Below are 12,212 nucleotides of genomic sequence, written 5' to 3'. Positions count from 1 at the left end.
TTTTTGTGAAATTAATCATTAGCAATATAGCCAACGCCACGAATGGTTTTAATGAGATCTTCTTCTTTGTTGAGATTGAGTTTTTTTCGGATGGCATTCATAAAAACGTCAATAACTCCTGTATCGTATTCAAAATGAATATCCCAAACGTCCTCAATAATTTGATTTCGAGTACAAACTTTTCCTTTGTTTTTGATTAAATATACTAATAATTCATATTCGCGTTGCGTAAGATTAACTTCTTGATCGCCCAGCAGCACTTGATGTTTGGACGGATCAATGCTGATGTTGCCCAAAACCAATATATCATTGGAAGCGGTATTTCTAAAATGAATTTTAATTCGTTCAATTAATTCATCAAAACTAAAAGGCTTTTTGATGTAATCATTTGCTCCTGCTTTCAAACCTTCTATCGTTTCTTGTACGGTATCTCTAGCAGTCAAAAACAAAATAGGCGTTTGAATATTGGCTATTCGAATGGCTTTACAAATGTCTATTCCGTTCATTTTCGGGAGCATCCAATCTAGTAAAATCACGTTTACTTTTTGCTGCAACGCCAAGGCCAAACCAGCTTCGCCATCGTAAGCTACTAATACTGAATAGCCCTCTTCTTCTAAACCTTGCTTGAGAAAATCAGCAATTCCAACTTCGTCTTCTACAATAAGAATTTTCATAGTTACTGCATTATAAACTTAAATCCTAGAGAAGCAATATCAGCCTTCAAACCATCACTCCTATCGTAATGATTGTATCTGAAATCAATATTTTTCAAGCCGAACTTCCAAATATTTGCTTTTGTAAAAATATCGGTATAATTGACTCCAAATCCATATTGATTGGCATCAAAAGCAGACAAATCATAATCAGAAGTGTAGTATTGATCGGTTGATAAATGCGTATTGATTGGTGCAAAATAATCTGAAGCGGTTTGTGTGTAATAGCGGTACATTGGAAAAACTGTAAAACGATCCGTTAGTTTGATTGGCAATTCAATACTAGCGGTATGCGATTGTATTCCCCAGTTATCAGAATAGAATCGATAATAAGTCCTCAGTACAAAACGTTCATTAATGTAATAATGCAGCCTCGCTCCTATAGGTAATTTGAATCGTGAATCTGGTAGGCGTTCAATATCATTAGCCAATTGAAAATTATTGATAAAGGAAGCAGCCACATCTTTGAAATACACCCTTTGATACGGCGTAGATAATAAACCTTGTTGTTGTAAGACATCCAAAAACACCGAGGCTTGCAATTTTTTAGTAATCACTTGAGACAAACTTAACGATACAGAATAAGAATTTCTTTTCTTATCCTTATGAAATTCGAATTGACTCGGATTATAAGCTGTATTTCCAGTAATGGTAAAATAATCAAATATTCCGCCGTTTAAGTTATCCCCATTATTTTTGAAATCTTTTAATTCTTTCGGATAAATTGGTTTCCACGTATCCAAATACGCACTAGCAGAAAGACTTACTTCTGTATTATTATCATTAAATTCTTTGGTAATTCCACCACCAAATCCAATAGAAGAATAATCATACTCCACCGAAGCAGAAACGTGTGCATTCCAAATTGTGTTTCTATCATCAGAACTTGCAGAATACGATAGAGCCAAACTGGTCAATTGGTCTGATTGCGATGCTCCCGAACTAGATTGCCAAGGGTTTGGTGTATTGCTATCAAAAGGATTAATGTTACTTGATGAAGCTGAAGAATAAGCAGAGATACCCACATCTGCTGTGAGTACTTCATCATCGCTTAAGGGCATTGCTACTACAATAGCAGCCGTAACATCAGTTAAATTTTCGGTTCCACTTCCTCCAGAAACAGCCGAATGTATTCCATCTTGTTTATAATAACTCAACAAGAAATCAACTTCGGTGGTTTCTAATACCCTTTTCTTAAATCCAACAACGGTTGAGTCATTTTCTTGCCCATTGGCAAAGAAAATAATACTCAACAATAGAATGGTTAGCCCTTTTTTCATTATCATTTTTTCAATTCAATAAATTATCTCAAGGTTTTAGTTGCATCCACAACCGCCACCAGTTTTTCCACCATTAGCCCCTGCAGAAGCTTCTCTATACACCTGAAAAGTGGTTTCGTAACGTTCTGATGCTCTTGCAGCAAGCTTCATATCAGGGTCATTTATAGCCACTTTTTCATATTCTTTTACAGTAGTACAAGATTGTAAAGCGGCTACTAGTATACTAGCAAAAAGTATTTTTTTCATTAGTTAAACTTTTTAATATCAATATTTTTAGAGGTATGTATTTCTCCTTTATCGTCAACAATTATACATCCAATACCTTTTAGTTGGTTGACTAAATCCAAACCGACGTCTACACCCAAAACAAAAATCCCTGTAGCCAGAGCATCTGCAATTTCAGTTTGTTTAGCAAAAACAGAAACACTCACCACTCCTTGAGCCGGGTAACCCGTTCTAGGATCGATAATGTGAGAATAACGTTTGCCATCAAAAACCACATATTTTTCGTAACTGCCCGAAGTCTCTACTGCACTATTTTCTAGCGGGAAAGTAGCGAATACTTTGCTTTTATTCATAGGGTTGACGATGGCGACCGTCCAAGGTTTTCCAGTCGTTTGATAGCCCCAAGCGTTAATATCGCCCGATACATTTACAATTCCTGAGGTACAGCCTTTTGATAGCAATAAATCTTTGATTTTATCTGCAATATAGCCTTGACCAATACCGCCTAAACCTAGTTTCATTCCTTTTTCCTTCAAATAAATAGTCTGTGCTTTGGCATCCAAAACAATTTTTTTATACCCAATTCTAGCTACCGATTGTTTGATAGCTTCGGGAGTTGGCATAGCCTTCATACTTCCGTCGAATTTCCAAATTTTATCCATAGAGGCATAAGAAATATCAAAAGCTCCCGAAGTAAGTTGCGATACTTTTATTGCGCGTTCTACCAAATCATAGACTTCTTTATCAACTTTTACGGGTTGAATTCCAGCATTTTTACTCACTTGAGATATTTGTGTGGTTGGAATCCAATCTGAAATTAGATTTTCAATGCGTTTCACTTCGGCAACTGCCATATCAATATAAACATTGGCTTGCATCGTATCTTTAGCAACGACTGTCATTTCAAAAGGGCTTCCCAGCATATACAATTTTCGCTTGTGGGTCACTTGCCCAAAAGCGAAAATGGATGTCAACAGGAATATAAGAGTTACGTTTTTCATTTTTTCTCTAACGAATGAATTAATTGTATATATTCATTAGCGGGAACATTTTTAAAACCGGTCATTCCTAAAACTTTTCCAGTTTTATCCAATAGTACCACTAAAGGAAAACTTCCCCCACGATTGTATTTTTCGGCTAATTTTTGATTAGCTACAGTTAGTTCTGGAGCTAATTGATTGGCTTTCTTCTTTGGAAAATCGGCTTTATAAATGACCCAACTTTTTTCTGCTTCTTGTTTGAAGGCTTCAGATTTCCAAACTACTTGATCCAACTTCATACAAGGAGCACACCAATCAGACCCAGAAAAAACCAAAACGATATTTTTATCTAATTTATTCGCTTCGGCTTTTGCTTCTTCAAAGTTGGTTCTCCAGTTTTGAGAAAAACCAATGGCAGTCAAAAAAAACAATAGCATTAAGGCTTTTAATTTCATGTTCAAAACAATTAAATTTAGTATAGTAAAAGTATTCTATATTATATAAAACTCAACTTGTCGTTTCTTATTTTAAGGGAATCTTAATTTTAATTGACTTTAAGCAAATCTTAAGTTAATCTTAAATGAATCTTAAAACAGCTTCCAAAAGACAAATGTAATTTTGACAAAAAAACTAGAATGCCTCTTTTTAAAAAACTTACCCCATTTTACTACTTATCTTTATTTTATCTTCTAATTAGTTTTGTCTTGAGAACGGTCTTAATGGTACACCCCATTACTCAAAGTTCTTTTTCTTTTCTAGAAATTATTAAGATTTACGGACTTGGACTTTGTTCTGATGTTTTTGTATTCATTATTGCCAATAGCTTTCTGTGGCTTTATTTGATTTTTATTTCCAATTCAAAATACAACAAGCCAAGCGGCTATATTATATTTGGACTACAACTGACTTTATTGGCTTATGTATCATTTGGAAATACTATTTTGGATGAATACGGTGGTGCTTTACCCAAAATTGGAATTGCCTTTATCGGAATCAAGACGGTATTCTTTGGTTTGTTTTTATTTTTACCGCAATACCGTGAGCGTTTGCGCTTGTGGATGTACCGTTTTGTAATCTTTTTGTATGTTTTACTGCTCTTACAAAATGGTATTAGTGAATACTTTTTTTGGAACGAATTTGGAGTAAAATATAATTTTATCGCCGTCAATTATTTGATTTATACCAATGAAGTAATTGGCAACATCATGGAATCGTATCCTGTGATTCCAATTTTTTCAGCCTTATTCGTTGTGGTTGGAATCATAACTTTTTTTATTGTTAGAAGAACGAAAAGCTACTTGATTGAACTACCTACTTTCAAAGAAAAAATATATTTATCCTTAGTTTTCTTGAGTGTGTTTACCTTTTCTTTTTGGGCTATTCCTGCTTTGGCTAAAAAAGAAAATTCGACCAATATTTTCACCAATGAATTACAATCCAACGGAATTTATAAATTCTACTTGGCATTTATGAATAGTGAATTGGATTATTTTAAATTCTACAAAACTTTGCCCAAAAATGAAGCATATTCCCATTTACATGAATTATTACCAGGAACTAAAGGCACAAATTCCATAAGAACTATTACTTCTGACACTTCCGAAGTTAAGAAAAATGTAGTACTAATTACTATTGAAAGTCTTAGTGCAGATTTTATGAAACGCTATGGTAATGAAAAGAATATTACCCCTTTTTTGGATAGCCTAGCCGATAAAAGTTTAGAATTTACCAATTTATATGCCGTTGGAAATAGAACTGTAAGGGGTCTTGCGGCTGTAACACTTTGTTTGCCTCCCACTGCAGGAGAAAGTGTCGTTAAAAGAAAAGACAATAAGAATAAATTTACTACTGCGTATGTTTTCAAAAAGAAAGGCTATAAAGTAAATTATTTATACGGTGGAGATGCTTTTTTTGACAATATGGAATCGTTTTTCGGAGGAAATGGTTATACTATAATTGATAAAAAATCATTTGCTAAAGAAGAAATTACTTTCTCTAATGTATGGGGCGTTTGTGATGAAGATATGGCCAAAAAAGCGATTCAAACTATGAATGCTGATGCTAAAACAGGTAAACCCTTCTTTTCCCATTGGATGACAGTAAGTAACCACAGACCCTTTACTTATCCTAATAACAAAATTGATATTCCTGGCGATGCGAAATCTCGTGAAGGTGGCGTAAAATATACAGATTACGCACTGAAACAGTTCTTCAAAATGGCTAAACATCAGTCTTGGTTCAAAAATACCCTCTTTGTAATTGTAGCTGACCATTGCGCTTCGAGTGCTGGAAAAATAGAACTTCCGTTAAACAAATACAGAATACCAGCTTTTATTTATGACCCAAATCGAAGTGATAAAAGTGAATTCAATAAATTAATGTCTCAAATTGATATTATGCCTACCGTTTTTGGATTGTTACATTTTGATTATAAAAGTAAATTTTATGGACAAGATGTTTTGAAAACTTCTTATCAACCAAGAGCTTTTATTGCAACTTATCAAGACTTAGGCTTAATTAAAGATTCCGTTTTAACCATTCTTTCGCCTAAGCAAAAAGTAAAACAGTTTGATTTAAAATTGAAATACAACAAAAATATTCAACCAGAATACCAATCAGATTTCGAAGAAATCGCAGAAAGTCATCTTAATCAAAATTATAGTAACGAAACGATTACTTATTATCAGACCGCCTCTGAAATTTTAAAAAACAAGCAATATCAAAAGGAAAATTAGCTTAAATTCAATATCGCCAGCAAAGCAATCCCAGCAATAAAAACCCAAAGTAGAATTCCCAACAATAAAGGTTGTATTCCAACTTGCTTTAGGCTTGAAAAATTAAGCCCAGCTCCAATTAAAAATAAAGTAACAGTTAGACCAACTTTTGAAATAGACACTAAAAATGGTGCTACAGTTGTGAAGGCAGGAACATAGGTATTTACTATCAAAGCCAAAATAAATAAGAAGATAAAATACGGAATAGTGACTTTCTTTTTCCCATTTTTGAATAAATAAGAAGAACCAATCGCGATGGGAATAATCCATAACGCTCTAGCCAATTTTACCGTAGTTGCCACTTGTAATGCTTCTGCGCCAAATTTATTTGCGGCACCAACAACAGAGCTCGTATCATGAATGGCAATGGCACACCATAATCCAAATTCGTTTTGCGACAATTGTAACCAATGTCCAATAACAGGAAACAAAAACAAAGCCAACGAGTTTAAAATAAAGATAACTCCCAAAGCTACTGACGTCTGATTTTCTTTAGATTCCACTACTGGCGCGATGGTTGCGATGGCGCTTCCTCCGCAGATTGCTGTACCACAAGAAATTAAATGCGTTATCTTTTTGTCAATTCCAAGCCATTTTCCTAAGATAATCCCAATAATCAAAGTAGAAAAAATGGAAGCAATAGTAAAAAGCATTCCTTCTTTTCCTGCTGCAATTGCGCTATGCAAATTCATACCAAATCCTAATCCAACTACGGATATTTGCAGTAAAATTGAAGTTGCTTTATGATTTAAATGTAAAAAAGGATGTCCTGATAAATTTGCTATTATTAATCCCAGAAGTAATGCAATGGGTGGTGACGCAGAAAAAGTAAGACAAACTATCAAGAGTAGAACAAAAAGAATTTGTTGATTCGTTCTAGAAAGATTTAAAAAGTGTGTGGGTGCAACAGCACTATGTTTTGATGAAGTATCCATCGTAAAGTAGTTTAAAATAACTCTACAAAGGTCTGACGAATGCATTTAAAAAGCCAATACCAAAATACAATTGACTATAACGACAAGTTATAATAGTCCGAAATATTACGAATGAACAATTCCGATAAAGTATCTGATTTTCCAACTAAAGTGATGCTATAGAAGAATCGTTCGATAATTAAATCTTCTACATCCAAAACAATTAATTCTTTGTCTTTCAATTCTTTAGCAACAGCATGAATCGATATAAATGCAAAACAATCCGAATGCAATAAATACGACTTAATACTTTCTGTACTACCTAATTGCATCTCGATTTGCAAATCGGATAATTTGACATTTCGTTGTTTTAGGGCATATTCAATAACTTCAAGTGTTCCAGAACCTCGTTCTCGAGTTACCAAACGAAGTGTTTTTAAGGTTGCAATAGCGATTTCATTAGTTTGTGCCAAAGGATGATTGGCTCTACAAACCAATACCAATTCATCTTTCAAAAAAGGAACATATTTAATCGACTGATTTTTAGACTGCCCTTCTACAACTCCAACTTCAATTTCCTTGTTGAGTAATGCACTCTCAATTTGCTCTGTATTGCCATTAATCAAATGAATACTTATACCTTTTTCTTTTTCATGAAATCGCGCTAAAATTGGAGAAATAACATATTGTGAAAGCGTTGTGCTTGCCCCAAGTCTCAATAATCCTTGGCGTTTTGTTACAAAAGAACTCATATCAAACTCAATATCACGATAAATATCAAATATAGATTTGGTATGTTGTAACAAGAGATGTCCAGCTGGTGTTAAAGCAATTTTGGAGCCATTTCGTTCAAAAAGCTTCGTTTTGTAGGTCTCTTCTAATTCTTGTATATGCTTTGAAACGGCTGGCTGACTGATATACAATTCCGCAGCCGCCTTAGTAAAATTAAGTCGAATTGCTACGGTATAAAATACTTTTAGCCTAAAATCCATTTTGTATTGGTTAAAATTACTAACAGATTGTTACAACAAACCATTGTATTTACGCACAAACCATTCTGTTGTTAAACAAACTACAATCAAAACTAAAAGCCAAATCCAATCTATTAATGGAGATTTGATGTAATTTTCTTTCTCAATCGCTTTATAAGACTCATCTGCAAGCAATTGCTGTATCAGTTGATTGATTTGTGAAGGAAGAAATACTTTCCCATTAGTTTGCTCTGCTAACTGTGCTAATTTGGTGTAATCTGGAGTAACAAATTGTTTTTCTATATCGAAATCTAGAATTTCAAAGCGTCCTGAATAACTGCTATTGGTATTCAATTCTTTAACAGTAAAAGTATAACTTCCGGCGGAAAGACCATCCAAATTGACTTGATAAGCATTCGTTCCTTTGAGCAAATCATAATTCTTTTTTTGCTTATTCTTAAGGTTAAGAACCGAAATAGTTAGTCGAGCATTGTCGTCAAACTCATAGTTTTTATTAAAAAACTGAGCCGTGATTGCAATAGCTTCACCTGAATTATAAAAATTTTCATGAGTAACAACCAATGCCTTTTTGGCACTATTCGAAGCTAAAAATTGAATGGTTTTGTCGATAAAAACATCATATTTATCAAAAGATTGATTATCTATATGCGATTGTAAGCGCCATTTCCAACTGTTTTCTCCTAATAAATACGCGCTTCGTTGTCTTCCTGTTTCTGAAAAAGCCAAAAGAGGTAAACCTGTATCCATGCTTCTTATTTTGGAAGAAAGCAAAACCGTTACGTTTTCTTTTGCCGCAACTGTACCAAATGGTTGTACCAAAGGAGGGAAATTTTCAAAACCGATATTTTCTAAAGCAAATAAATTGAATTTTGAATTAAAAGCAGGTAAATAATCCTCTTTTTGATTGGTTGCTTTAAAAACTAAATCGTTTTGTTGTTGGTTCAAAAAATTAAAATCTGTAGCCATACCTGTAACTACCATTGTGTTGATTCCAGCGGTTCTAGCTCCATCAAAAACGGTCTTGAATGAGGAATTAGGCTGGTATAAAATCAACACATTATAATCCGATAATGATTTGATTTCTTGCGGCTTAAGAATACTTACTTTACGTTGCACATTAGATTCTATAGCACGCTTAAAAGCGCTTAAATCTGGATGATTTATTGTCGACACCAATCCAACAACTGTTTTTTGATCTAATACTTCAACAGCAAAATTCTTAACGTTATTATAGCTGTTTTTTTCTTTTTCACCAGCGGCGATATTGGCTTTGTATAAATGCAAACCAATTTTGTCAGCTGGAAGGAAAACTGTGAATGTAGCTATTTTCTGCCCAGTACTAAATTGTATAGCTTGTTTAATAATTGTATTTTGTCCTTCAGAAATTGAAAAGCTGGCTGTAGCTAATCGCTTTCCTGAATACTGAACAAAAACTTCAACAGGAAATTTATTTTTGTAAAACGCATATTTGTTTACATTCAATTGACTTATTTTTACATCAAAAACAGCCGTAGTATCGCCTAAAACGACAGGAAAAACTCGACTTTCCGTATCAAAACTATAAACATAATCATCTCCAGAAGTTTGGTTTCCGTCTGATAGCAATACTGTAGGAAAGTGTATGTTTTTATTCAAACTTTTCAAATCTTTGGCTACAACATCCAACTTTGTTTGTTTTCCTTCAAAATTAAAGGTATCCGATGTTTGCAAAGTTGCATCAAACAAAAAAGGTTGTATCTCAAATTTCTGTTGTAAATCTTTATTTGAAGTCAGTTCAGCAAATAATTCTTGAGCTTTTGTAGTAGCTTTTAAAAAAGAAATTGAACTAGAATTATCGACCACGATAGGCAGAGGAGTTTTGATAATCTCTAATGATTTTCTACTGATAATTGGGTTTATCAACAACAATAGCAAACCAAAAATTGATACAAAACGCAAAAAAGCCAAAAGCCAATACACTCTGGATTGACTTTTGGCTTTATGTAGGTACTGAAAATACGACAAACCTGCAGCTATAATTAAGGAAAGAATCAGTAGCAGTAAGGTGTTTGTTGTCATATTTTAATACTAATTGAGGCTTATTCTATAACTATTCTGCATTATTTTCAGTTTTAATACTGAATACTAAAATCTGACTATTGAATACTTTATTATGTAAGCATTCCTCCACAAACATTTAATACCTGACCAGTAACGTAAGCACTCATATCTGAGGCGAAGAACAAACAAGCATTGGCTACATCATCTGTAGAACCTCCACGTTTCAATGGGATTCCTTCTCTCCAACCTTTGACCACATCTTCACTTAATTTAGCAGTCATTTCAGTTTCAATAAATCCTGGAGCAATTACATTACAACGAATATTACGTGAACCTAACTCTAGCGCTACCGATTTTGAAAAACCAATTACACCTGCTTTTGAAGCAGCATAATTCGTTTGACCAGCATTGCCTTTTACACCCACTACAGAACTCATGTTAATAATTGAACCGGAACGTTGTTTTAAAAATGTTTTTTGAATCGCTTTGGTCATATTAAAAACTGATTTCAAGTTAACATCAATTACTTGATCAAAATCCGCTTCAGACATACGCATCAACAAGTTATCTTTAGTGATTCCAGCGTTGTTAATTAATATGTCAACTGTACCAAAATCAGCCAAAACGGCATCAACAAATTTTTGTGCTTCATCAAAATCGGCTGCATTCGATTGATAACCTTTTGCTTTGATTCCCATAGCATTCAATTCATTTTCTAAGGCTTCAGCAGAAGCAACAGATGAACTATAGGTAAAAGCAACATTGGCTCCGTTTTTAGCAAAAACTTCAGCAATTCCTTTTCCAATTCCACGACTTGCGCCAGTAATAATGGCAACTTTTCCTTCTAGTAATTTCATTTTTAGTCAATATTTGTTTTTAGAAAATGTCCATTCCATTTCATGTAATTACAGAAAAAGTTGATTTCATTTTCAAAAGATTAATTTTTAAAGAACAATTATAATTTATAATGTTATTGTATTAAAACATTTTTAGAGTGCCAAATATAAGATATTTCCTTTTCAAAAAAAATTAGCCACCATTATAACCTATTTACATGCGATTTGGGCAACAAAAAAAAGTGGCTTTCACCACTCTTGTATTGGATGAATTATTTTTCTTTTCTTCTTTTGCGTTCTGCTTTAATCATCGATAATTCACGACTGGTTTGACCGGCCACAGATGTATTTTCTTCAGCACGTCTTATTAGATACGGCATAACGTCTTTAACTGGACCAAATGGTAAATACTTTGCAACATTATACCCATTTTCGGCAAGATTGTAACTGATATTATCACTCATGCCGTACAATTGTCCAAACCAAATTCGATTGTCATTGCTTTTTACACCTTTTTTCTCCATCAATTCCATCAATTTATAAGTACTCAATTCATTATGTGTACCTGCAAAAATCGACATGATATCTAAATGTTCCATCATGTAAGCAACTGCAGCATCATAATTTTCATCAGAAGCTTCTTTGGATGGACAAATAGGTGTTGGATAATTCATTTCTTGTGCACGAAGATTTTCTTTTTCCATATAAGCCCCACGGACCAATTTCATTCCGATGAAAAACGAATCTCTTTTAGCTTCTTCATGTATTTTTTTTAAATAATCCAAACGATCCCAACGGTACATTTGCAGCGTATTGAATATAATTGCTTTTTCTTTATTGTATTTTCGCATCATATCGGTAACCAAATCGTCTGCTACGTCTTGCATCCAACTTTCTTCGGCATCAATTAGTAATGCTACGTCTTTATTATAAGCTTCTTTACAAACGGCATCAAAGCGTTCTTTCACCTTATTCCATTCGATGGTTTCTTCTTGGTTTAAAGGTTTTTTCTCACCTAATTTCTCATACAAAGCCAATCGACCTAAACCTGTTGGTTTAAATACCGCAAACGGAATCGCAAGTCTTTCCTTAGCAAATTCAATAGTTTTCAAAGTCATCTTCAAAGCAGCATCAAATTGCTCTTCTTCTTCTTTTCCTTCGACAGAATAATCCAAAACAGAAGACACGCCTTTGGTATACATTTTATCAACAACCGTCAAACAATCAGTTTCATTAACGCCTCCACAAAAATGATCAAAAACGGTAGCTCTTATCAAGCTTTCTACAGGTAAATTGGCTTTTATAGCAAAATTTGTAACCGCAGTTCCGATTCTAACTAATGGCTCACTAGCAATCATTTTGAACAAAAAATACGCCCTATCGAGTTCTGTATCACTTTTTAAAGCAAAGGCAACTTGTGTATTATTAAATATATTTTTCATTATTTGTTAAATTTTA

The 12,212-nt window shown here is 33.7% G+C and carries 11 protein-coding genes; 1 reads left to right on the top strand and 10 read right to left on the bottom strand.

Going from position 1 to position 12,212, the window contains the following annotated elements:
• Positions 1–11 precede the first annotated feature (11 nt).
• Genes ACSVH5_RS00235 through ACSVH5_RS00215 form a run of 5 tightly spaced genes read right to left on the bottom strand, consistent with a single transcriptional unit; the run spans position 12 to position 3,653 of the window.
• Complete coding sequence (locus ACSVH5_RS00235; protein WP_438059459.1) at positions 12–674, bottom strand: response regulator transcription factor; 663 nt, start codon at positions 672–674, stop codon at positions 12–14.
• 2 nt (positions 675–676) lie between these two features.
• Positions 677–1,993 carry a DUF3570 domain-containing protein gene (locus ACSVH5_RS00230; protein WP_438059458.1) on the bottom strand — a complete coding sequence of 439 codons (1,317 nt, stop codon included), beginning with the start codon at positions 1,991–1,993 and terminating at the stop codon, positions 677–679.
• A gap of 36 nt (positions 1,994–2,029) precedes the next feature.
• On the bottom strand, positions 2,030–2,239 hold the full coding sequence (locus ACSVH5_RS00225; protein ID WP_438059457.1) for a DUF4266 domain-containing protein: 210 nt from the start codon (positions 2,237–2,239) through the stop codon (positions 2,030–2,032).
• Entirely contained in the window at positions 2,239–3,219 is a 981-nt protein-coding gene (locus ACSVH5_RS00220) for an FAD:protein FMN transferase (RefSeq protein WP_438059456.1), read from the bottom strand. Before ACSVH5_RS00220 ends, ACSVH5_RS00225 begins: the two co-directional genes overlap by 1 nt.
• On the bottom strand, positions 3,216–3,653 hold the full coding sequence (locus ACSVH5_RS00215) for a thioredoxin family protein (protein WP_438059455.1): 438 nt from the start codon (positions 3,651–3,653) through the stop codon (positions 3,216–3,218). The genes ACSVH5_RS00220 and ACSVH5_RS00215 overlap by 4 nt, the downstream gene beginning before the upstream one ends.
• Positions 3,654–3,833: 180 nt before the next feature.
• Between ACSVH5_RS00215 and ACSVH5_RS00210 the strand changes: the two genes are divergently transcribed.
• Positions 3,834–5,933 (top strand): LTA synthase family protein, encoded by a 2,100-nt coding sequence (locus ACSVH5_RS00210; protein ID WP_438059454.1) that lies wholly within the window; start codon positions 3,834–3,836, stop codon positions 5,931–5,933.
• On the opposite strand, the gene ACSVH5_RS00205 is transcribed toward ACSVH5_RS00210, so the two are convergent.
• The 5 genes from ACSVH5_RS00205 to ACSVH5_RS00185 all read right to left on the bottom strand — a co-directional run bounded on the left by ACSVH5_RS00205 (position 5,930) and on the right by ACSVH5_RS00185 (position 12,196).
• Positions 5,930–6,907, bottom strand: coding sequence for a YeiH family protein (locus ACSVH5_RS00205; protein WP_438059453.1), 978 nt, complete (start codon positions 6,905–6,907; stop codon positions 5,930–5,932). The two genes, ACSVH5_RS00210 and ACSVH5_RS00205, sit on opposite strands and share 4 nt — an antisense overlap.
• Positions 6,908–6,981: 74 nt before the next feature.
• Positions 6,982–7,878 carry a LysR family transcriptional regulator gene (locus ACSVH5_RS00200; protein WP_438059452.1) on the bottom strand — a complete coding sequence of 299 codons (897 nt, stop codon included), beginning with the start codon at positions 7,876–7,878 and terminating at the stop codon, positions 6,982–6,984.
• Between the two features lie 30 nt (positions 7,879–7,908).
• Positions 7,909–9,936: a hypothetical protein gene (locus ACSVH5_RS00195; RefSeq protein ID WP_438059451.1), complete on the bottom strand. Its 2,028-nt coding sequence runs from the start codon at positions 9,934–9,936 to the stop codon at positions 7,909–7,911.
• A 92-nt stretch (positions 9,937–10,028) separates the two neighbouring features.
• Positions 10,029–10,775, bottom strand: coding sequence for a 3-oxoacyl-[acyl-carrier-protein] reductase (gene fabG / locus ACSVH5_RS00190; protein WP_438059450.1), 747 nt, complete (start codon positions 10,773–10,775; stop codon positions 10,029–10,031).
• 251 nt (positions 10,776–11,026) lie between these two features.
• Positions 11,027–12,196, bottom strand: coding sequence for a proline dehydrogenase family protein (locus ACSVH5_RS00185; protein WP_438059449.1), 1,170 nt, complete (start codon positions 12,194–12,196; stop codon positions 11,027–11,029).
• Positions 12,197–12,212 lie beyond the last annotated feature (16 nt).

The organism is Flavobacterium sp. RSSA_27 (genome assembly GCF_051547125.1).
In the GTDB taxonomy this organism is placed as follows: Bacteria; Bacteroidota; Bacteroidia; order Flavobacteriales; family Flavobacteriaceae; genus Flavobacterium.
The sequence above is the reverse complement of the archived record's forward strand: the minus strand, read 5'-3'. Positions and strand labels throughout refer to the sequence as shown.

Excerpts from the sequence above, each read along its gene's own strand:
- ACSVH5_RS00235 (WP_438059459.1), bottom strand. The coding sequence starts at position 674 with ATGAAAATTCTTATTGTAGAAGACGAAGTTGGAATTGCTGATTTTCTC.
- ACSVH5_RS00230 (WP_438059458.1), bottom strand. The coding sequence starts at position 1,993 with ATGAAAAAAGGGCTAACCATTCTATTGTTGAGTATTATTTTCTTTGCC.
- ACSVH5_RS00225 (WP_438059457.1), bottom strand. The coding sequence starts at position 2,239 with ATGAAAAAAATACTTTTTGCTAGTATACTAGTAGCCGCTTTACAATCT.
- ACSVH5_RS00220 (WP_438059456.1), bottom strand. The coding sequence starts at position 3,219 with ATGAAAAACGTAACTCTTATATTCCTGTTGACATCCATTTTCGCTTTT.
- ACSVH5_RS00215 (WP_438059455.1), bottom strand. The coding sequence starts at position 3,653 with ATGAAATTAAAAGCCTTAATGCTATTGTTTTTTTTGACTGCCATTGGT.
- ACSVH5_RS00210 (WP_438059454.1), top strand. The coding sequence starts at position 3,834 with ATGCCTCTTTTTAAAAAACTTACCCCATTTTACTACTTATCTTTATTT.
- ACSVH5_RS00205 (WP_438059453.1), bottom strand. The coding sequence starts at position 6,907 with ATGGATACTTCATCAAAACATAGTGCTGTTGCACCCACACACTTTTTA.
- ACSVH5_RS00200 (WP_438059452.1), bottom strand. The coding sequence starts at position 7,878 with ATGGATTTTAGGCTAAAAGTATTTTATACCGTAGCAATTCGACTTAAT.
- ACSVH5_RS00195 (WP_438059451.1), bottom strand. The coding sequence starts at position 9,936 with ATGACAACAAACACCTTACTGCTACTGATTCTTTCCTTAATTATAGCT.
- fabG (WP_438059450.1), bottom strand. The coding sequence starts at position 10,775 with ATGAAATTACTAGAAGGAAAAGTTGCCATTATTACTGGCGCAAGTCGT.
- ACSVH5_RS00185 (WP_438059449.1), bottom strand. The coding sequence starts at position 12,196 with ATGAAAAATATATTTAATAATACACAAGTTGCCTTTGCTTTAAAAAGT.